This is a genomic window from Rhizobium sp. 18065, assembly GCF_902706095.1.
GTDB lineage: Bacteria > Pseudomonadota > Alphaproteobacteria > Rhizobiales > Rhizobiaceae > Allorhizobium.
The window spans coordinates 379463-401384 of sequence record NZ_CACSJP010000003.1 but is presented as its reverse complement, the minus strand read 5'-3'; the positions used below and the strand labels follow the sequence as shown (position 1 = coordinate 401384).

Here is a 21922-nt window from a genome sequence, read left to right as displayed (position 1 = left end):
ATCTGATTGATGCGTGGGAGAATGCAGATGGGATTGATAGCGATGAGCGAGCGCGATCTGCAGCGGATTGAGGTTTTGTCGAAGGTAACGGCTGGCCGTATGACGATGGTCTCGGCAGCGCATGTGCTTGACCTGAGCGAGCGCCAGGTGCGCCGGGTGCTGCAACGGATGCGCACGGACGGCGCGGCGTCGATCCGACACAAGGCGATCGGCCGGCCGTCGAACAACCGGATCAGCGACGGCGTTCGGGATTACGCGGTGACCCTGGTTCGGGAATGTTATGAGGCTTACGGCGAGTTGGTGCAGATTGATGGCTCTGACCATCGTTGGTTCGAGGACCGTGGCGATCCATGTTCGTTATTGGTGTTCATCGACGATGCGACCGGCAAGTTGATGCTGTTGCGGTTTGTGCGGTCGGAAAGTGCGTTTTCGTACTTTGAAGCACTGGCACTGTATCTGCGCGAACATGGCGCCCCGATTGCGTTTTATTCAGACAAGCATTCGGTGTTCCGGGTGGCAAAGAAGGATGCCAAGGGCGGCCAGGCGATGACCCAGTTCGGGCGTGCGCTTTGCGAGCTAAACATCGAGATTCTCTGCGCAAATTCAAGCCAAGCGAAAGGCCGTGTCGAACGGATGAACCGGACATTGCAGGATCGTCTGGTCAAGGCACTACGACTTGCCGGGGTCGACAACATGACGGCTGGCAATGCATTTCTGTCGAGTTTCATGAGCCGGTACAATACTCGATTTTCGGTCGTCCCTGCCCGTTCTGATGATTTGCACCGGCCGCTGAATCTGGCGCCGGATCGATTGACCGAGATCCTGTGCAAACGCGAGCAGCGTTATGTCGGAACACAGCTGACGTTTTCGTTTGAACGCAAGCGGATCATGCTGAAAGAGACCGAGGTGACGCGTGGTCTGGTTGGTCGCTATGTCGAGACCTATGCCTATGCGGATGGTCGGCTGGATGTGCGTTGGAAAGGCTATTCCCTGCCCTACACAGTCTTCGACAAGGACCAGCGGGTGACGCATGCGGCAATCACCGAGAACAAGCGGCTTGGTGATATTCTGGCTTACGTCAAGGAGCGCCAGGACCAACAGGTGCCGCCGGTCGTCAAGACCAACAGCGAGAAGATTGGCTACCAATCACGGGGTCGAAAGCCGGGCAGGAAAACGGAAGAAGGCGCTCTCGCGGCAGGACGCCGCGGAGTGAGGCGTCGGTCCATCGTCTTAAAGCTAAAGCCGAAGGGCTGTGCCCCACCCGCCCCGATCTGATCTTGCAAGCGTATCTGCCGCTCAGATCGGGGCTGATCGTGGTGCCCGGTGGTGACCAAAAGGACATTTCTACTTTGCACCACCGCGGACATTTCAACCTTGCTGCCACAATTCTTGTAGCCGGGGCAGATTCCATTTCCAAGTGCGACATGCCCCATCACGTGAAAGCCGCCGACCGAAATCTCGGCGGCGGCCTTCTCAGATGACAACGATAGTTGCTCTATGCTGCAAGCCTTGCGGCATTCAACGGGATCTCGACATCGATCTCGAGGATGGAGACGTCGTCATCGCGGTCCATCTTGATCCGCACTTTGTCGCGATCGAACTCCACATGTTTGGCGATCACGGCGAGGATCTCCTCGCGCAGGATAGAGACCAGATCGGATTCCAGTGATGCGCGCTCATGTGCCAGCAGGACCTGGAGCCGCTCGCGGGCCATCGGTGCAGACCGTTGCTGTTTGCGAAACAGAGAGAAAATGCTCATGCGGCCCTCCGCGCGAAAATCTTGTCGAGGAAGCTGCGCTTCTCGCCCGGAATAGTGATCGGCAGGCTTTCGCCGGCGAGACGACGGGCCGCATCAAAATAGGCCTGTGCGGGAATGCTGCGGGCGTCGGCCAACGTGACCGGCGCACCGATATTGGATGCGCGCAGCACGTCCATGCTCTCCGGAATGATGCCGAGCAACGGGATCGACAGGATTTCCAGCACGTCTTCGACCTTCAGCATGTCGCCGCGCTGGGCGCGGTTGGCATCGTAGCGGGTCAAGAGAAGATGTTTCTCGATGCGCTCGCCGCGCTCCGCCTTCAGTGTCTTGGAATCCAACAGACCGATGATGCGGTCGGAATCGCGCACGGAAGAGACTTCCGGATTGGTCACGACCACAGCCATGTCGGCGTGGCGCATGGCAAGCGTCGCACCGCGCTCGATGCCTGCGGGGCTGTCGCAGATGATCCAGTCGAAATACTTCTTCAGCTCGGCAATGACCCGCTCGACGCCTTCGGCGGTCAGGTTGTCCTTGTCGCGGGTCTGCGAGGCCGGCAGCAGGAACAGGGTTTCGAGGCGCTTGTCGCGGATCAGCGCCTGCGGCAGCTTCGCATCGCCCTGGATCACGTTGACCAGATCATAAACGACCCGGCGCTCGGCACCCATGACGAGATCGAGATTGCGCAAGCCGACGTCGAAATCGACGACAACGACCTTCTCGTTTCTTTGCGCAAGAGCCGCTCCCAGTGCGGCAGTCGACGTGGTTTTACCCACCCCACCCTTGCCTGACGTTACAACAACAACCTTGCCCATATGTCTCTCCTGTAAAGCCCCGCTCGAATTCATCATCACATCATCTTCTCAACTTGGATCGCATCGCCCTCAAGCCACAGTTGAACCGGTTTGCCACGCAGGTCCGGGTCCATGTCTTCGGTCATCGCGTAGACACCGTCGATCGCGATCAGTTCGGATTCGAATTTACGGCAAAAGATCCGCGCCTCGCCATTGCCGAGACACCCGGCAAGGGCCCGTCCGCGCAAGGCGCCGTAGATATGCACGGACCCACCGGCGATCACCTCGGCACCGGACGCGACGGATCCGAGCACGGTGATGTCACCCTGTGCGAAGACGATCGACTGGCCGGATCGCACCGGTTCCCGCACCATCAGCGATGGTGCCGAAGCGGGCTGCTCGACCACGACCACGGGCTCGGCCGCCGGCTGTGCCACTGGCTTGGAACCTTCGACCGGTATTACCGTCTGCGGCACCTCGTAGTCGGCCGCAGCCCGCCCGCCTTTCAGCGCCGGCGGCATGCCGGGTTCGATCAGTGAAGCACGTCCGCCCTCGATGCCCATGATGCTGACATTGCGCGCCGAAAGCTCGGCGATCAGTCCCTTCAACTGGGAACGGTCGATCTCGATGTCTGACACATCCAGAACAACCGGCCGCCCGAGGAAGAAACCTGCGGAGCGCGCAGCCAGGTCGTCCAAGCGGATCAACCAGTCGTCAAACGGCAGGTCCGGCGCCAGTACGACTGCCAGGAAGGATCGACCTTTGATGCGGATGGAACGGGAATCGGTTAGCACTTTGGTCATCTACGTAAACAAATCGTTTACGATGACTAGCGCGGATTTGGTTAACAAATGGTTAACACGCGCGTCTTGCCGGCAGGAAAATTAACCGGCTCGCCGACGGCAGTCCGCCCGGCGGCACCCAGATTACCGCTATTCGAAGCGCGATTGCCGAATGATGCCGGCCATCACAGGCCCCTGAATTTATTGTCGGATGTCGTAGTCAGCGGAAGAATTTCGCCACCCACCTCGCCGTTTCGCATGCCGCCTCGAACCGTTGCGCCGGAAAGCGCTGAGCGACGCTTCAGATGGTCGGCGAGACGCAAAGCCAATGTCACGATCATCAGGGTCGGATTGGCATGGCCAGCCGTCGGAAACACCGAACTTCCGGCAATGAACAGACCGTCCACGCCATGCACCATGCTGTCGGCATCGACAACGCTGGTGGCCGGATCATCGCCCATCCGGGTAGTACCGGACGGATGTGCCATATCCATGAACGCACCCGCCTGATCGTCATCTGCCAGTATCCAGTCTGCCAGGCGTGGCTCCGGCAAGGCAGCCGTCTTGAATTCCGACTGCATCAGTCGTGCCAGTCGCTTGACGCTCTGCCGTTCCAGCGAACCGATACGCCAGTCAACCTGGGCCATGGGAATTCCAAGACGGTCGGTGGACGACGAAAGGGTGACCCTGCTTTCCGGGTTGGGCGGCTGCTCGACCATCACATCAAAGCGCAGTTCGTCCGACTTGCGCGGCAGGCCCCGTTGCAGGACCTGCCGTTCGTAGAGGCCGCGCGCCAGCATTGCCGGCGAGCGCAGCACGGTCAGCAGATCACGCCCCGGCGTCCTTGACCCTCGCGCCATGCGCTTCAGTGCAGCCCAGGGATCATCGGATGACAGGGTCTGGACGGGATAGGCTGCGCAATTGAGCAACCCTTCCCGCGCCTGAATGTCCGCACTCAGCGCCAGCCCATGCAGGTAGAAATGTGTATTGCCCTTGTGGGTCAAACCGAAAAAGCCGAACTGTCTTGCGACGGGCTCCAGAGTAGCGCGAGGGAAACGGGCAATCACCGTGCGCGGGTGATCGGCAAGATATCGTCCCACGACATCCCGGCCGTTTCCGATGCCGTGTGGCATGACGGCATTCGACGACAGAAGCAGCCTCGCATTTTCAACACCGCCGGAACAAAGAACAACGGTGCGCGCCTGGACCAGAACCCGGTGGTCGGTCAGGCTGCGAACCTCCAGCGAGGTCACGGCACGACCGGACGGTTCGACATTGATGCGTGTCACCGTTGAATGGGTCAGGATCTCGATATTCGGCGCGTTGAGGCTGCGGGCAATCTCGACGAACCGAAATGGCTCACGCTTGACCGCACTCTGATGGCTGAACTGCCAGAAGAAGGACCGCAGTTTTGTCTGGTCAAACTGCAAGTCTTCGGGTGGCGAACGAAGATGGTCGCGCAGCCGGGCATCGTAGAGATTAGGGCCAAGGTTGAGCAGATCGCCGGCACGGTCAAAGAACGGCTCCAGGCTGTCGCGCGTGACCGGCCAGCCCGAACCGGGGAGCCATGAACGCCGCTCGAAATCGATCTTGTCGAAGGCCGCGCATTTGCCAACCCAGGTGTGGCTACTGCCGCCGACACAACGATTGCGCAATTCGAAGGCCGGAATGTCGTTGAGCCAGGCAAGACTGCCGTCATATCCGCGCCCGGGCGAAACGACACCGTCTCTTAGATGGGGTTCGCCAATATTCTCGACGCGATTGAGGCTTTGGGCATCCTGTTCAAAATTAAATCCGCCACTTTCAACAATCAGCACGCGGATCTTCGAATTGGCCAATTCCCGCGCGATCGCAAGACCCGCCGGCCCCGCGCCGATGATGGCGACATCGGCGTGAAACAGGGTATCCTTTGCAGCGGTTCGCAGATCACGCACGCCCATGCCATCGTCCTCGGCCATCGCCTCGCAACTGCGGTTGTGCGGGCAGCCTGAGTGCTAACAAAACGGCTGAAACGTTGAAATTGTCCAATATGCTTAGCCCGAACTGCCATTCTACCCATTCAGGTCAGGCTGCTGGAGCGGCGCTGACGTAAACCTAAGCCGGATATCCATTTTGAATTGCACTCCGACAAATCCTAGACTTCCAGCCCGGACATAGATGGCCAGAGACATCGGCCAGGGGTTGGAGTTACGAATGGCAAAGGTAGGCTTGCGCGAGTGGTTGGCAATTGCTCCCGTCATTGCATCAGGACGGTTGTCGCGCTACGGCGGAAGTGCCGGTAGCCCGCTCAACCGCTTCGAAAGCGATTTCTCCGCTGCCTTCGGTGTCCAGCACACATTGGTGGTGAGCAGTGGCACAGGCGCCTTGATTGCAGCCCTTGCCGCCGCCGGCATCGGCCCGGGCGATGAGGTGCTGGTTCCTGCCTATACCTGGATCGCCACGGCCGCGGCCCCCCTCGCCGTCGGGGCCGTGCCGGTGCTTGTCGAAATCGACCAGAGCCTGACGATCGATCCGGCAGACATCCTGCGCAAGATCACGCCCAACACGCGCGCGATCATTCCAGTTCACATGGCCAATGTGGTCTGCGACATGGACGCCATCATGCAGATCGCCAGGGATCACAATCTGCTGGTCATCGAAGATGCCTGCCAGGCGGTCGGCCTGACCTACAAAGGCCGAAAAGTCGGCACGATCGGTGACGCTGGTGCTTACAGTTTCAACCAGTTCAAGAATATCAATGTCGGCGAAGGCGGCGCCATCGTCACCAATGACGACCAGCTGTTTGCCCGCGCGCGCATGTACCACGACATCGGCGCAGTCTTTCGGGGACATCTGGACAATGCCAATGCGCCGCTGATCCCCGGCATCAACCTGAAGGCCAGCCAGATCCAGGGGGCCATGCTCAATGTCCAGCTCAAGAAACTTACACCGATGCTGCGCCGCATGCGGCAACGCTATGAGGCCATGGCAGACATTCTGACTTCACGGGGTGGTTTACGTCTCATTCCCCAGCACGACGCGGCAAACGCCGCGGGGCTGCATGTGGTGTTCGACACAGAAGAAGAGGCCTGCGATTTTGCGGCCCGCAACAAGCGCGGCGTGCACCGGGTCTATGATTCAAGCCGGCATGTCTACACATTCTGGCAACCGATCCTGGAGCAGAGAACCGTACATCCGAAACTCAACCCATATGCCTGGGCGGCGCGCCCGATGGACTATTCGCCGAAAGCCTGTCCGCGCTCGCTCGACATTTTGAAGCGGACATGTCGCATCACGGTTGGAGAGAACTATCCGTTGGCTTTCATGCGATACATGGCACGACGCATGGTCAAGGACCGGAGCATGTCTCTCGCGCCGCTTGCTACCAGCCCGGGACTGTCCTGAAACATGCCTGTCGATGAGCCAGTGACCGGCATTCGCCAGGTCGATATCTGGAACTGGTCTCTCGATACCACGGCCAGCGACGATGCGCTGTCTGGCACAGGCCTTTCACAGGACGAACTGGAGCGGGCGCAGCGATTTGTAAAGCCACGTGATGCCCGGCGTTACATGGCAGGTCGAGCCGGCCTCAGATCCATATTAGGCGACTATCTCGGCATTGCGCCGAAGGATGTGCGTTTTTCCTACACCGAGTTCGGCAAACCGCACCTCGACACGACAGGTGAATGCCCGCTCGAATTCAATCTCAGCCATAGCGCCGATCAGGCCCTGCTCGCGGTATCCAGAAATTTTGCCCTCGGGGTCGATATCGAAGAAATCAAACCAATCGCGGAAGACGTGGCAGGCCATTTTTTCTCAGCCGCGGAATGCGCCGAGCTGAGGGCCTATCCGCCCGTTGAGCAAATGCCGGCCTTCTACCGCTGCTGGACCCGCAAGGAGGCCTTCGTCAAGGCGCATGGTGCGGGGCTGTCGCTTGCGCTGGACTGTTTTGATGTTTCGCTTTCAGCAAGGCCGCAACGGATCCTTCGCAGACTTGATCCGGCTGTGGGAACGGCAACGGATTGGACGATCACGAATGTCGGCGTGGCCGAAGGTTTTTGTGCCGCCGTTGCAATCTTGACCCACGGAAAGGCTGTTGAATTGCGCTATTGCGGCGAATGGCGCGAGCGCCCGCGCATCGCATCGATCACATAACGCCCGCCGGCCGCATCCAGATGGTGGCAGGCCACAAGACCTGGGCTGAAGTCGGGCGTGATGGTTCGCACACAGCGCTCCTGGAAGCTATCAAGATCCAGCTGCTCGATTTCCATGATGTTCAGGCCATAGCCATACACCCCGAACTCATTGCGCTGCGACGGCCGGTAGAGTTTGCCGTCTTCGACGAAGGGACGCCCGCCATTGCGCGCAGTGGTGCTGTCGATGACAACAGGGTTGTTCCTATGCGCCACTACGGACTTCAAGTCGGGTCCATCCACTTCAAATATGTGCAGCTCGCTGCAATGGTCCTCATAGGCATGAAAATCAGACAGGTTTGTCAGCAGCCACCACCTGCCATTGAACAGCGTGAGCGTGCTATCGGCAGAAGACAGGCCCTCAAGGGCAGTGGAGTGCAGTTCCCAGCGCAGCGGAAACTCAACGCAGCGCCAGATTTCCAGACGTCGTGCCTGGTTCGTCTCCGGCATCATGAACAACTGGCCGTCATGGCGAAAGATGAACGGATAGGACAGGTGATGTTCGCAGTTCAAGGCAATGCCCAGCCGTTCGACCTGGTTGCCAACGAGGCGGCTGACCGCAATATGGGCCTTGCCGTCTCCGGGCGCATAGGCCTCATAAAACAGGTAGATCTCACCTTCGTGCTCGAGCAGGAACGGATCGGCCCGGATCTCGTCCTTGTCCGGCGCAATCAGCACCGACTGGCGCGGATCGAAATCGCGCGGGCTCCCCTGCCCGACATAAAGCGCCCAGACGGCTGCGCCGCCGCCGAACTTTGCCTGCACAGCCTTGCTGCTGCGCACCAGAAGTTCCGACGCCAGACCCCATCCATAGCGCAAGAGCTGTGAACCAGACGGAGGTTCCTCAGGGGGATTCGAGCGGGCCTTTTGTGTGGGCAGGTCAGCAGAGGGCTCGATGCGACTTGTATCGGCAACGCGTCCAAGCTCCCTCATGACGAGGGTTACCGCACGTTCCTTGATGAAATCCGCGTTGCGTATTGCACTGAACTTGGTGTTGAACGCTGCAGCAACAAGATTGGCATCCCCCACCGGATCGCCGCGGCGGATGTCGATGCGCATCTCGGTTGCCGGCCTGTTCTCGATCACGCCGGCATAGCCGGACCAGTCTGTTCCCTCGCATGCCTCAGCGGAAAACGAAAACCGCCACTCTCCAAAACGAAGGCCCGCGACCAGGCGCTCAGGCAGTTTGCTGGAGGCGAGATTCAGCACAAGGTCAAGTTTCAGGTCGCTGATGTCAGCCAGCGCCGCCTTGCCGTCACTGACCCCGTCACCGCGCCCCAACGCGATCTGCCGGAACGGCAATGCTGCGGGGTCGAAATGCTGCGGCAGATAAGCGGACTGACGCGCAAGGGCTGCACGTTCAAGTGCCGCCGCAAGCCGCAACAGCCGTGACGGCTTGGCTGTTGCGCCCGAAGGCGGACACACCAGAACCGACACGAGTGCAAACCGGCTGTCAGCCAGGATCCGATCGACGATCCGCAACTGCCAGTTCTCCAAGCCCTGTTGCCGATTGACCAGAATTCCGATCCTCAGAAGCGAACGATCCGATCGCGAGAGCGTGTCAGCCGGCTTGGCAAAGCTGTCCATATCAGACGCGCTCCAGCAAAAGCGCGTCCTCGATCGACACGGCAAGCGTGTGCATGCCATCGACGGTCAGCGAGTCTTCGTGCCAGCCTTCGAGGTCGATCACCCGCGTATTGGCAGGTGCCGCCTGTCCCCAGCCGAACAGCAGCTTCTTGGCACGCGGATGATTGGCCTGGCTGCGGAAGAGCATAAGCTCGCCGCTCGGTCGGGCTCGATAGGCGCGTGCGGCGCGAACCAGGAAGTCGGTCACCCGCGAGTTTGCATTTTCCTCCGCCGTCGGCTGAGCGGCCCCGATGCCAAGTTTTTCCATCAGCCAAAGCGTCGCGTTGAACTCTTTCAGGAAAACGACCGGCTTGATGCGGCCCGACAGCAGCTTGTGGACAAAATAGCCGACCCGCTTGTAACGTCTTTCCATATTCCACAGACGTTGGCGCCACTTTGATTGCGCGCGGAAGTAGCCGGGTGCCCAGGCATCAATAATGGCGGTGAAAGCAACATCGACACCGGCTTTGCGCAATTGCCGTGCAACCTCCACGGCCAAAACGCCGTTGACGCACAATCCGACAATCGCAACAGGACCATGACGTTTGTCGATCTGCATGGCCTCGATAGCCTGTGCCGCAATCTCTTCGAGTGATGCGTCTGATGCCGTTTCATCGTCAGACGCGCCGAACATGTTGACGTTATGCACCGAGATCGCATCGTCCAGCGTATTGGCCAGCCGATAGTAGAGGAACGGATGGTTCAAGGTGTAGACCGTACCGGGACCGGTTCCGGTCTTGTAGGTGTTGACCTCCCAGGAAATGCCGGGTGAAGGCGCCGGCGGCAAGGCTTCGACCGCGATGCCGCCGAACAGCGTTTGTGTAAAACCCTTGAGAGTCGGCTCCTTGAACAGCAGCGCAAGCTCGGGCTTGATACCGAATGTGTCTCTGACGGTGGCGAGCATGCGCAAGGCAAGCAGGGAATGACCGCCCAGCGCAAAGAAATTTCCGTCCGGTTCAACCTTTTCGACATCAAGCACATCGGCCCAGATCTCGCCCATCCGCAAGATACGGTCAGACGCAGACAGAGCCGCCGGGTCTTCCGGTGCAAATGTCGTATCACCGCCAGCCGCAGGTTGCGGCTGTTTGCGGGCAATATTGATCACCGGAGCTTCAGCGCCGCGCGTTTCGATGTTGCCCCGCCGTTCAAATGCAGCCCCGGATGAGAGAGGCGCCATCGGATTGCTCAATGCCTGTTCATAGACATCCTGCCACAGCTGCAGCAGGCGCTCGATCGTGCTCTTCTCGAACAGGTCTGTGTTGTATTCGACCGACATGCGCCAGCCAGATGGGCGTCCGACCATGCCGAAGCTGATGTCGTAGATGACGCCGGGCGACTGTGACGGCGCGCTGATCAGCTCGAAGTCGCCGTAGTGGCGATCTTCCAGGAAAGCCTTGGACAGATTGAAGTTGACCGAGATCAGCGGGTTGCGGGAAGGATCGCGAACGGGATTGACGAATTCGACCAGCTTGTTGAACGGCATGCGCTGGTGATTGACTGCGGCCGTTACCGTTTCGGTCGACGTGCGAAGGTGATCCTCGAACGTCGATTGTGGCTGCACCGGCAGGCGCAGAACCATGTTATTGATGAAGACGCCGATCATCGGCTCGAGATCGGACTGCTCGCGCCCTGCTATCTGCGTGCCGAACAGGATGTCCTCGGCGCCGGTAAAGCGATGCAGCGCCGCACTGACCACGGCAACGCCGTAGGCATAGAGCGATACCTTATGATCGCGCGCCGCCTTTTCAATGCGCTCGCCAAACTCCAGTCCCTTGACCGCCGACAGGATATTGCCATTCGTGCTTTTGACCAGCGATCTTGGGTGATCGCTCACCAGTTCGAAATAGGGCGCGCCGACCAGTTTCTCTTTCCAGAAGGTCTTTTCCGCCTCGAAGCCATAACTCGACAGGTATTCCTGCTGCCACAGGGCAAAATCGCCATATTGCAAAGGCAGTTCCGGCAAGTCCGGCACCCGCCCGGCGTCGATGGCAGATGCGAACTCGCCAAGCTCGCGCCCCAGCACCCGAATTGACCAGCCATCGAAGCAGGTTTGATGGGCCGTGATCAGGATGAAGGCGCGATTGTTCTCGACCATCAACAGCGCGACGCGGAAGAGCCCGCCCTTGCCGAGGTCGAACGGGGCTGACGCCGTCTCTTCGCCGATCGACAAGATACGTTGCTCGCGTTGATCGGCCGGCATGTTGCGCAGGTCGATCACCGACATCTTGAAGTCGACGGCATCGAGGACCTGCTGATAGGGACTGCCGCGTCGTTCGACGAAGCGTGTCCGCAGGATTTCATGGCGCTGGATGATCTTACGGAAGGCCGCCTCGATCGTTGCCGTCTTGAACGCCCCGCGGATTTCCCACCTGATGGCGACATTAAGCGCCGGGTTTCCGGGCTGGAGCTGGTCGAGGACCCAGCATCTCAATTGGGTTTGCGTGCAGGGAAACTCGCCGATGACCTTTGCGTCTGTCGCTGGGAAAGCGGTCGTGTTTTCAATCTGGTTCATCACAGGCTCTCGATCCGGCGACGGGCGCCATTGCGGAAATCGGAAAGAGACGGGATCTGATAGGTGGTGGCGACAGCCGGAGTTTCCTCCTGCTCTTCCGCATAGGCTGCCAGTTCGGCAATGGAGGGATGGCGAAGTAGATGCTTGGCCTCCAGCGGCAGCCCGGCGTCCAGCATCCGGGCAGCGATGCGGAAGATTGTCAGCGAGTCTGCGCCCAGCGAATAGAGATTGTCCTCGACCCCCAGGGTCTCGACATCGAGTACGCCTTTCCAGATCCCCCACAGCTTTTCTTCCATAGGTGTGCGCGGCTTGATCTTGACAACGGCCTGTTCAACGTCGCTGCGACGGATATCGCGTGCTGTCAGGGTCTTACGGTCGAGCTTTCCATTTGCCGTCTGCGGCAATTCGGTTTCCAGTGACCAGATGCTTGGAACCATATAGGCCGGCAACTGCGCCCTGACCCCGGTGGCCAGTTGCAGGCTGTCTGCCGCCGGCGTGCCGGACTCGGCGACGAAATAGCAAACCAGGACAAGATCGCCCTTTCCGTTGCGCGCACCGATCACCGCGCATTGACGCATGCCTGGCACCTGGGAGATCACCGTTTCGATATCACCCAGCTCGATGCGGAAGCCGCGCAGCTTGATCTGGTTGTCTCGCCGTCCCAGCAGTTGCAGCGAGCCATCGGCCAGCCGCTTGCCAAGGTCACCGGTCTTGTAGAGGCGCTGCGCGCTGCCGGTGCCGATATCGCGTTCGACGAAAGCAGCCTCGGTCAGATCCGGGCGCTCGAAATAGCGTTGCGCCAGACCATCGCCGCCGATGTAAAGTTCGCCAGTGACACCTACCGGGCAAAGGCGGCCGTCGGCAGCCAGGATATGCAGTTGGGTATTGGCAATCGGGTGCCCGATTGTGATCGGTGCATCCTCATCGGCAATCTGGGCCACCGAAGACCAGATCGTCGTTTCGGTCGGACCATACATGTTCCACAACTCGCCCTGCATGCCGGCCAGCGTGCGCGCCAGAGCCTTCGGCAGGGCTTCGCCGCCGCAGAGTTTCTTCAGCGACATCGACCCGTCCAACCCGGCCTCGACCAGCATCTGCCAAAGCGTCGGCGTCGCCTGCAGAACCGTTGCCCCGCTCTCCTTGACCAGGCGAACCAGGCCGAAGCCGTCCTCCACCTGGGCGCGGTCGGCAATCACGACCTGTCCGCCGGCGATCAGAGGCAGATAGAGTTCAAGGCCGGCGATATCGAAGGATATTGTCGTGACGGCAACCAGAACGTCCTTGGCGGTGAAGCCCGGCTCGCGCGCCATCGATTGGAGAAAGTTCGTCAGAGCGCGGTGCGAGATCGCCACCCCCTTGGGCGTGCCCGTCGAACCCGAGGTAAAGATCACATAGGCAGTGGTCTCGGTATCGGACGGCAGCGCGTCGAGCGCCGAGCCGGAATGTGCCGCGATGGCGTCCGCATCCTTGTCGAGGCGGATGACAGTGACTGTATCGGCAGCGAGTCCCGCAGCAGCCACGCTATCGCAAACCATGGCCGTCGGCTGTGCCGTTGTCAGCGTCTGGCGCAGCCGTGTTTCGGGGTGGCCTGGGTCGAGCGGAACATAGGCATGCCCGGCCTTCATGATACCTATCAATGCGGCCAGCATATCGAGCGAACGATCGGCCAGAAGAGCGATACGTTGCCCCTGCCCCGGGACAAGCGAGCGGATATGACGCGCAAACTGGTTCGAGCGCTTCTCAAGCTCGCCATAGCTCATCGCATGGCCGCCGTGACGGGCCGCAACGGTGTCGGGAAACTGTCTGGCATTGTCCGAAAACAGCGAGAATGCGAACTGGTCGCGATCATAGTCCGCGGCACTCTGGTTGAGCCCGTCGGCCAGCCATGTGGTTTCATCCGCAGACAGCAGATCCAGCGACGCAACAGGTCGTTGCATGTCCTGCGCAAGGGCTGTGACGAGCGTGGCCAAATGGCCGATCCAACGATCCACGGTGGTGCGGTCCAGGACGTCGGCATTATAGTCGACATCGATCCGGATCCCGTCAGCCCCCTCGATCATGTTGAGGAACATGTCGAAATTGGAAAAGGCCTTAGGGTTCGGCACGATCTTCGCATCAAGGCCAGCAAACTCCGCATTGGCAGCAACCCGCTCCAGATTGAACTGGATCCCGGTCAGCGGCAAACGGCGCGGATCGCGCTTGACACCGAGTGTCTTGACCAGCGTGCCATAGGTGTAGTCCTGATGCTCGAAAGCCTTCAGGACAAGCTGTTGCGTCGCCTTCAGGTGGTCTTCGAACGAGACGGAGGCATCGACCATCTGGCGCAGCGGCAGGAGGTTGACGCAGTGGCCGACCAGGATCTTGTCTTCCAGCAGGCTCTGGCCGGCCGATGGAATGGCGATAACCACATCGGGTTCGCCCGACAGACGGGCCAGCATGACCTGAAGTGCGGCCAGCATGGTCGAGAAGAGCGTCGCACCAGAGCGGGCACCGCGCTTCTTGATCTGCTTGCACACATCCGCGGAAATCATCGCCGTGCAGGTGCCGCCGGCAAAGCTCTTGTGATCTGGATGGGGCCTGTCGAACGGCATGTCTGCAGGCTCGGGGAGAACCTTGTACTGCTCCTGCCAGAAGCGCGCGGTCTCGCGGCTGACATCGTCCTTCGGGGCAAATTTGGTCGCATAGTCGGCGAAGGACAGTGCGGGTTCGAACTCGGCTTTCTCACCGCGCAGCGCTGCTGAGTAGGCTGCGGACAGTTCATTGATGATCACGTTCAGCGACCAGCCATCGCAGATGATGTGATGTGCCGTGAAGACAAAGACATGCCTGTCTTCATCCAGGCGTACCAGATAGGCCCTGGCGAGCGGGCCTTGCACCAGATCGAACGGCGTGACCGCATCCCTTTCGATCAAGGCGTCGAGGATCTGAGCTGATTCCGTCTCCGCTGCCAGGTCGAGAACCTCGACGGGCAAAACAAAATCCGGTGTGAAGCGGAACCGTTCGCCGTTGCGATCGAAGCGGATGTGCAAAGCGTCATGGCGATCGACCACGGTCCTCAGCGCTGCCAGAAACGCCTGGCGGTCGAAGGTGCCGTTCAGCGCCAGCGACAGCGATTCATTGAAGGAGCAGGAGGCTTCTTCGCCAGCCTGCGCGGCCAACCAGATTTCCGATTGTGCCTCGGTCAGGGCAGCGCTTTCCGGCCGCTCGGTCTTGACCGGCGCAGCAATCGCTTTGGGTGTACCGGCAAGTTCTCCCTGACCTTTCGGCATGAGAATGCCGACGCATTGCAGGGCATCGATCGCATCGCGGAATGCCCGCGCAATGGTCTTGAAATCCTCTTCGGTATGCGCCGTTGTCAGGAAGCACGGATAGCCGTCCTGAATGTGGATGCCGTTCATCCGGAGATAGGGATAGAACAGGCCGCCAAGCGGATCCTGGCTGCTGAAATCCGTGACGAACCAGCTCTTGTAGCCGCGCAGGCTCGGCGCGATGCCGCGCTTGACCAGTTCGGCATTGATTTCTTCGACCAGCGCTTCAGTCCGGGGGGCAACGCGGCTGTAGAGTGCCGAGCCCTCGCCCTTGATGTGATGAAGAACCGCTTTTGCTGCAGCCAGGACAACCGGATGACGGACGAACGTTCCGGCAAAGAAGGTCGGAACGACATTCGGCACGGAATCATCGCCATAGGTCCAGTGGCCACCATCGAGCGCATCCATAAACCGGCTCGTACCGGTGAGCACGCCGATGGGCATCCCACCGCCAACGACCTTGCCGAACGTGGCCATGTCACCCTGGATGCCCCAGATCGCCTGCATACCGCCTGGATCGACGCGAAAACCGGTCACGACCTCATCGAACACCAGCGCAAATTCCGCATCGGTGGCGATCTGGCGAAGGCTGCGCACGAATTCCTGCGGGCGCAGTTCCGGATGGCGGCTCTGGATTGGCTCGATGATCACCGCGGCCAGATCCTGCGCATTGGCGCGGATCCAGTCGAGGCTTTCGTCACTGCCATAAGGCAGGACGACCATGTTGCCGACCGAGCCCGAGGGGATGCCGGCCGCAATCGGCAGCGCCACCGGCTCCTTCGTGCGGGCGCGTCCCTTGACCAGAACCTCGTCGAACTGGCCGTGATAATCGTTGGCAAACACCACGATCCGGTCGCGACCGGTGACGGCGCGTGCAAGGCGCATGGCCGCCATAACGGCCTCCGAGCCGGTATTGCAGAAGGTTACGCGCTCATGGCCGGTCATTTCGCTGATCAGTTCAGCAACCTCGCCGGCAAGCGGCGTCTGCGGGCCAATGGCGAAACCGGCGTCCATCTGTTCCTTCATCGCATCGACGACGAAGTCCGGCGCGTGACCGAATGCGGTCTGGCCGAAGCCATTGACCAGATCGATGTATTCGTGACCATCGATGTCCCAGATACGCGCGCCCTTGGAGCGGTCACTGACGACGGGGAAAGTCATCTCCTTCCACTCGGCGCGGAAGCCCGACGCTGTGCGTGGGTCGGCAAGACGCTTGCGGTTCTCCTGCGTATAGGCTTTCGATCCCTTGTTCCGGTTGGAATAGGCGAGGATCAAATCGTTGAGAAAAGCTTCTTTTGCCGGCGATAATTCGGTCTTGGTCGCCACGGAGCCCTGCTGGTAGCGCCGATAGCGCTCGCCACCGATCTCCGCCGCGCTTTCGCTGACCGATACGGCACTCGTAGACAGAGCCATTGCCGGGGTCGTGCTGGCCGAGGTCGTGCTGGCCGGCACAGTCGCGGTTGGCTGTTTGGCAACGGGGGCAGCAGCAGCGAGCAATGCCGGGGCCGCTGGCACCTGAATCGGCTGGCCTGTCCCCTGAAGCAACTGGAGTTGCTGGGCAAACAGCGTCTGGGCGAGTGCCAGCTGGGACTGCAGCACGGCTTCCAGACTGCCATCGACGGCTGCACCGCGCGCAATGATCGGCAGAGGCATCGGTGCAGCGACCGGAGCCGGCGCAATGGGGGCCGGTGTCATCGTGGCTGGTATCATGGAAACCGGAGGCGCAACCGGTGTCGCAATTTCCACAGGCGCTGTTTCAGGTGGCAGCGCATTGTCGAGGTACTTCGCGAGAGCGGCGATCGACGGAATGTTGCTCAACAGTTCCCGGAAGGAAATCTTCACGCCATACTGCTTGTCGATCTTTTGCGCGAACTGCCCGATGAACAGAGAATCAAAGCCGAGTTCGAGGAAACTGTCATTGCGGTTGCCGGCTTCAAGCACTTCACCAGACATGTCGCTCAACAGCGTCAGAAGCGACGTCTCAAGTCCGGGGACACGGTCTGCGATGGCGATTGTGCTGATAGCATTCATGGTTTCCACCTCACTGGTTACAGGTAACTCGCTTACGATTGTCTCAGATGTCGCCGTGACCCGGGCCGGCTGAGCCGCACGGGCGCGGCGAACCGAAGGTGGGGCATCAATCCAGTGCCGTTGACGCTGGAAAGGGTAAGTCGGCAGAGGCAGGGTGCGCTCGCGGCCGAGCGGAAGGTTCGGCCAGGGAAGGTCGCTTCCGGCCATCCACATCCGGCCATGCGCTTCCGCCATCACCCTGGGAGCCGCCTGGGCATTGTCGTGTTCCGGCAGCGATTGCACGATGGCACTCAGTTCGCTGCGGCCGATCGTCTGGGCGGCAAAGACCGACAGGGTCCGACCGGGGCCAACCTCGAGCAGGATCGGGCTCTGATCCTGGCACAGCGCGATCAGACCATCGGAAAAGCGCACCGGCTCCCGGCAATGTCTCGACCAGTAGTCCGGCGATGATCCAAGCTCATCGTTCTGCCAGCCACCCGTGACACAGGAAATATAGGGGATGGTTGCACGGCCATAGGTGACTTTCGCGGCAACGTCGCGCAGCTCGTCGATGCACGGCTCCATCATCGCAGAATGGAAGGCATGCGACGTATGCAGCCGGCTGAAGGCGATGCCGGCTTTTTCGAGCGCAAAACACAGTGCCTCGATGTCGTCCATCGGACCGGATGCGACGCAGAGTTTCGGCGCATTGATCGCCGCGATCTCGGCCCCTCCCCGCAGATAGCCCTGCAGGGTCTCTGGCGATGCGCGAACCGAGAGCATGGCGCCAGGCGCCTGATTCTGCATCAGCTGACCGCGGGACGCCACCAGCGTCAGAGCGTCTTCGAACGAAATCACATTGGCAAGCGTCGCCGCGACAAATTCGCCGACACTGTGCCCGATCATGGCATCGGGTTTCAGGCCGCGGCTCATCCAAAGCTGGGCCAAAGCGTATTCGACCAGATAGAGGCAGGGTTGCGCGATCCGCGTTTCACGCTGCTCTGCCGCCATGGCGGCGCTCACCGGTCCGGTGTGGCAGATATAATCGCGCACATCGACATTGAAGCGCATCTTCAACAGTTCGGTGCCTCGGTCTATCCAGCGCGCAAATTCGGGTTCGCTGTTATAAAGCGCGGCACCCATGCCGACATATTGCGAGCCCTGCCCCGGAAACATGAAAACGACCGGTGGCGGCCTGTCTTCGGCAACACCGCTCACCAGTGTTTCTGCGCGGAGCTGCTCGACGGCAGCCGCGACGGACGTCACCGCGACGGACGTCCGTGTCTTGAAATCGTGCCGCCCCTGCTGCAGCGTTCTTGCAACCTGCGACAACGACACAGTGCTGTTCTTTTCGAGATAGCCCGCGAGGTTCCTGCGCATATCCGACAGCGCCGCGTCCGACCGTGCGGACAGTGGCAGGATGAACGGGCCGGAGCTTTGCACAGCATCCGGACGGTGGGAGGCTGGCGCCTCTTCCAGGACGAGGTGGATATTCGTGCCTCCGACCCCGAAAGCGCTCACACCTGCCCGCCTTGGCGTATCGGTCTCGGGCCAGTCGCGGGTCTCGGTCGGAATGTAGAATGGCGTGTCCTGCAGGTCGATGCGCGGATTGGCGGACTTGAAATTCGGCATGGCTGGAATCTTGCGATGGTGCAACGCCATCGTCGCCTTGATCAGGCCCGACACGCCGGCTGCGGCATCCAGATGGCCGATACTGCCCTTCAGCGAACCCAGCGCGCAGATTTCGGCTTTTCCGGTGACTTCAGCAAAAGCCCCTTTCAAGCCGGAGAATTCGATCGGGTCCCCGAGAGGGGTCGCTGTTCCATGGCATTCGACATATCCGATTGTGGAGGGGTCGACACCGGCGCGCGCGATCGCTGCACCAATGGCCTCCGCCTGACCTTCGGCGCTGGGTGCGGTGAAGCCGATCTTGTCGGATCCATCATTGTTGATGCCGTAGCCACGGATCACCGAATAGATCAGGTCGCCGTCGTTGATGGCGTCCTCGAGGCGCTTCAGCAAGACGACCCCGGCACCGCTGCCAAACACGGTTCCTGAGGCATCCGCATCGAATGGCCGGCACACGCCATCGCGCGACACCATGCCGCCTTCCTGGTAGATGTAACCGCGCTTCTGCGGCATCGTGATCGATACACCGCCCGCCAGAGCCATGTCGCAGCTGTAGGTCAACAGGTTCTGGCACGCCTGGGAAACCGCAAGCAATGATGTCGAGCAGGCCGATTGCAGCGTGAAGGCAGGACCGCGCAAATTGAACTTGTAAGCGATGCGGGTGGCCAATGCGTCGCCGAGCGAGCCGATCAGCTGGTTGTAGCAGCCGATCTGGTAGTTGGAGGTTACCTCTTCGACCGCAGCGCGGTCCGCCATGACGTTGTTGAGCAGATAGGTCGGCATCGAGCAGCCGGCAAACACACCGACCACGCCGGGATTGCGATAGGGATCGTAGCCGGCAATCTCCAGTGCTTCCCAGCAAAGCTCCAGGAACATCCGGTGCTGGGGATCCGTGAGTGCCGCCTCGCGTGCGAACATGCCGAAGAATTCGGCGTCAAACTGGTCAACATCTTCAAGATGAGGACGACAAGCGACATAGTCCGGCGAAGCTCGTTCTTCGTCGGTAAAACTATCCTCGATCTCGTCGGCGGAAAAAATCCTGAAGGCATTGCCGCCGCGTTCGACAAGCTGCCAGAGCGCATCGACATCCGAAGCCCCCGGGAAGCGACCGGACATGCCGACGATTGCAATTCCATCGGGCAGGTTACCGTTGTCCTCGTCCGCGTCCCCCGACTGGTAACGCGCGGACCGATCATCCTCTATCATGGCGTGCTCCGCCGAAATTGCGACATGGTTTTTCGTTGAAGGGCTGCGCGCTGGTCGGCTGTCATAGAGCGGGGCGCATTCATGGTTCTACCATCAAGGAAGCTGGCCATTTCCCGAACCGTCGGATGTTTGAAAAGTGCGAGAACCTCGCAGCGCAGCCCCAATTCAACCTCAAGCCCGGCATGAACCCTCATCAGCTGCAGCGATGTGCCGCCGAGGTCGAAAAAATTCCTGTCGACGGGAATGGCCTCAAGGCCCAGGGCCTCCCGCCACAGACGGGTCAGAACCTCCTCGCTGCGGCTTTCGGGAACGATGGGTTTCACCCCTTCGGTCGGCGGCATGGGCAACCGCGACCGGTCAATCTTGCCGGCGCGCGTCAGGGGGAACTCGGCAAGGACCATTGCAGCACTCGGGATCATATAGGCCGGCAACGTGTTGCGCAGCCGTTCCATTACCGCAGGCACCAGATTGGAGTTGCCGAGGTCCTGCGGGTCGCGTGGCCGCAGATAGGCAATGATCCTTTTGATACCGCCCGGTTCACGGCATTCGACCACTGCCTCCAGCAACCGGGGATGGCGACGCAGTGCTGCTTCTATTTCTTCCAGTTCGATGCGTTTACCGTTGATCTTGACCTGCCGGTCGCGGCGACCCCTGAAGTGAAAGAGGCCGTCCTCGTCGGCGACACCAAGATCACCGGTGAGATAGCAGCGCAGCGGACCATTGGCGGTCTCAACCGTGACGAACCGCTCCTTGGTCAGATCAGGACGCTTGAAATAGCCGATGGCAAGGCCGTCTCCGGCAATTGCGATCTGGCCTTCGGTGCCGGCCGGCACGACCTGCATCTCCTCATCCAACAGGAAGACACCGGTATGGGCAATGGCGCGACCGATCGGCAGCTCAGTCGCCTCGAAGTCTCGCGGTACGGTGTAGGTCGTGGCGATGCAGGCTGCTTCCGTCGGGCCATAAACATTGGTCAAAACACAGTTCGGATAGGCGGCAAGGAAGCGTCGAACATGCGCGGCCGATGCAACTTCGCCGCCGAAGATCGCCTGGCGCAAACTCGGCAGGCCGCCGTCGGCATGATCGGCAAACAGGTTGAACAGGCCGGTGGTGAAATTGATGAAGGTAATGTCGTGCCTGCGCACCAGATCGCGTATATCCGTCAGCGAGAAGCTCGTCTTCGGCACGATCACGAGCGTGCTACCATTCAGCAAGGTGCCCCAGACATCCACCGTCGACGCATCGAAAGAAATCGTGGTGGCATGGAGAACCATGTCACCCGGACGGAAGTCGACGAAATTCTGTTCGAGCACCAGGCGTGTGATACCCCGGTGCGAGACAGCCACCCCTTTTGGCCGTCCGGTCGAGCCGGACGTGTACATGACATAGGCAAGGTCTCCGCCTTGAACGGAGGGCAGATTTTCGACATCGCCCGAGCCGAGCGTCGGAAGGAGGCTTGGCAGATCGACGACCCGGCCGCCTGTGGCTGACAGGGCATCGACATCCGGCCCCTGCCCCGCATCCGTGAAGATCACCTTGGGGCGGCATTCTTCCAGCACATATTGCAGATGGTCGGTCGGATAGGCCGGATCGACGGGCAGGTAACCGGCGCCGGCTTTCAGGATGGCGAGTTTGGCAACCACAGTCGTCAGCGCCCGCGGTACCAGCAGGCACACCACGTCACCTTTCTCGACGCCACGATCGATCAGATAGACCGCCAACGCATCCGACAGGCGATCCAGCTCGCGATAGGTCAATCTCGTGTCGTCGGAAATGACCGCAATCGTCTCCGGTGCGGAATTGGCATGCTGCCGGACGATCTCGGGGATGCCACGCGCCTTGTCGTAGCGGACCTTTCCCGGTCTGTTTTCCATTGGCGTCAAATTTGCACCGTTCTTGCCGTGGACGTCACTCATCGGATTCCCCTGCCTTGCCACTGCTTGCCTTGCCACTGCTTGCGCGACCCACGCGGAACCCCATGCCCGCCTGCATCAGCAAGGCTTTGAAAGCGGCCTTCCCTTGATGCTCAGAATTTCACGGGGCGATAAAATGGAAAGCTGGTCATTGGGTGGAAGTGGCCGACCGATCAGCGCATCGACCTAATCCATTTGGCTAGGCTCCGGATCG

The 21922-nt window shown here is 60.4% G+C and carries 11 protein-coding genes; 3 read left to right on the top strand and 8 right to left on the bottom strand.

The genetic code is table 11. From position 1 onward, the window contains the following. Positions 1-27 precede the first annotated feature (27 nt). On the top strand, positions 28-1275 hold the full coding sequence (locus GVK95_RS10355) for an ISNCY family transposase (RefSeq protein WP_159949175.1): 1248 nt from the start codon (positions 28-30) through the stop codon (positions 1273-1275). 220 nt (positions 1276-1495) lie between these two features. Here GVK95_RS10355 and minE read toward each other — a convergent pair whose 3' ends face one another. The 4 genes from minE to GVK95_RS10335 all read right to left on the bottom strand — a co-directional run bounded on the left by minE (position 1496) and on the right by GVK95_RS10335 (position 5290). Then, the gene (minE, locus tag GVK95_RS10350) at positions 1496-1759 is read right to left on the bottom strand and encodes a cell division topological specificity factor MinE (RefSeq protein ID WP_159949174.1); all 264 of its coding nucleotides are present in this window, start codon (positions 1757-1759) and stop codon (positions 1496-1498) included. Further along, a complete protein-coding gene (minD, locus tag GVK95_RS10345) occupies positions 1756-2571 on the bottom strand; it encodes a septum site-determining protein MinD (RefSeq protein WP_159949172.1) in 816 nt (271 codons plus the stop codon). The genes minE and minD overlap by 4 nt, the downstream gene beginning before the upstream one ends. A gap of 35 nt (positions 2572-2606) precedes the next feature. Then, positions 2607-3353: a septum site-determining protein MinC gene (gene minC, locus GVK95_RS10340; RefSeq protein WP_159949170.1), complete on the bottom strand. Its 747-nt coding sequence runs from the start codon at positions 3351-3353 to the stop codon at positions 2607-2609. 164 nt (positions 3354-3517) lie between these two features. After that, complete coding sequence (locus tag GVK95_RS10335; RefSeq protein ID WP_244618730.1) at positions 3518-5290, bottom strand: GMC family oxidoreductase; 1773 nt, start codon at positions 5288-5290, stop codon at positions 3518-3520. Between the two features lie 235 nt (positions 5291-5525). Between GVK95_RS10335 and GVK95_RS10330 the strand changes: the two genes are divergently transcribed. Continuing rightward, positions 5526-6716, top strand: coding sequence for a DegT/DnrJ/EryC1/StrS family aminotransferase (locus GVK95_RS10330; RefSeq protein ID WP_159949168.1), 1191 nt, complete (start codon positions 5526-5528; stop codon positions 6714-6716). A gap of 3 nt (positions 6717-6719) precedes the next feature. Further along, positions 6720-7466: a 4'-phosphopantetheinyl transferase superfamily protein gene (locus GVK95_RS10325; protein WP_159949166.1), complete on the top strand. Its 747-nt coding sequence runs from the start codon at positions 6720-6722 to the stop codon at positions 7464-7466. Here the strand turns inward: GVK95_RS10325 and GVK95_RS10320 are convergent. The 4 genes from GVK95_RS10320 to GVK95_RS10305 are packed head-to-tail and all read right to left on the bottom strand — an operon-like array spanning position 7418 to position 21711. Further along, a complete protein-coding gene (locus tag GVK95_RS10320; protein ID WP_159949164.1) occupies positions 7418-9091 on the bottom strand; it encodes a hypothetical protein in 1674 nt (557 codons plus the stop codon). The two genes, GVK95_RS10325 and GVK95_RS10320, sit on opposite strands and share 49 nt — an antisense overlap. A 1-nt stretch (position 9092) precedes the next feature. Then, complete coding sequence (locus GVK95_RS10315) at positions 9093-11642, bottom strand: condensation domain-containing protein (protein WP_159949162.1); 2550 nt, start codon at positions 11640-11642, stop codon at positions 9093-9095. After that, the gene (locus tag GVK95_RS10310; protein ID WP_159949160.1) at positions 11642-19795 is read right to left on the bottom strand and encodes a non-ribosomal peptide synthetase/type I polyketide synthase; all 8154 of its coding nucleotides are present in this window, start codon (positions 19793-19795) and stop codon (positions 11642-11644) included. Before GVK95_RS10310 ends, GVK95_RS10315 begins: the two co-directional genes overlap by 1 nt. Continuing rightward, the gene (locus GVK95_RS10305; protein WP_159949158.1) at positions 19792-21711 is read right to left on the bottom strand and encodes a non-ribosomal peptide synthetase; all 1920 of its coding nucleotides are present in this window, start codon (positions 21709-21711) and stop codon (positions 19792-19794) included. Before GVK95_RS10305 ends, GVK95_RS10310 begins: the two co-directional genes overlap by 4 nt. Positions 21712-21922 lie beyond the last annotated feature (211 nt).

Excerpts from the sequence above, each read along its gene's own strand:
- GVK95_RS10355 (WP_159949175.1), top strand. The coding sequence starts at position 28 with ATGGGATTGATAGCGATGAGCGAGCGCGATCTGCAGCGGATTGAGGTT.
- minE (WP_159949174.1), bottom strand. The coding sequence starts at position 1,759 with ATGAGCATTTTCTCTCTGTTTCGCAAACAGCAACGGTCTGCACCGATG.
- minD (WP_159949172.1), bottom strand. The coding sequence starts at position 2,571 with ATGGGCAAGGTTGTTGTTGTAACGTCAGGCAAGGGTGGGGTGGGTAAA.
- minC (WP_159949170.1), bottom strand. The coding sequence starts at position 3,353 with ATGACCAAAGTGCTAACCGATTCCCGTTCCATCCGCATCAAAGGTCGA.
- GVK95_RS10335 (WP_244618730.1), bottom strand. The coding sequence starts at position 5,290 with ATGGCCGAGGACGATGGCATGGGCGTGCGTGATCTGCGAACCGCTGCA.
- GVK95_RS10330 (WP_159949168.1), top strand. The coding sequence starts at position 5,526 with ATGGCAAAGGTAGGCTTGCGCGAGTGGTTGGCAATTGCTCCCGTCATT.
- GVK95_RS10325 (WP_159949166.1), top strand. The coding sequence starts at position 6,720 with ATGCCTGTCGATGAGCCAGTGACCGGCATTCGCCAGGTCGATATCTGG.
- GVK95_RS10320 (WP_159949164.1), bottom strand. The coding sequence starts at position 9,091 with ATGGACAGCTTTGCCAAGCCGGCTGACACGCTCTCGCGATCGGATCGT.
- GVK95_RS10315 (WP_159949162.1), bottom strand. The coding sequence starts at position 11,642 with ATGAACCAGATTGAAAACACGACCGCTTTCCCAGCGACAGACGCAAAG.
- GVK95_RS10310 (WP_159949160.1), bottom strand. The coding sequence starts at position 19,795 with ATGATAGAGGATGATCGGTCCGCGCGTTACCAGTCGGGGGACGCGGAC.
- GVK95_RS10305 (WP_159949158.1), bottom strand. The coding sequence starts at position 21,711 with ATGAGTGACGTCCACGGCAAGAACGGTGCAAATTTGACGCCAATGGAA.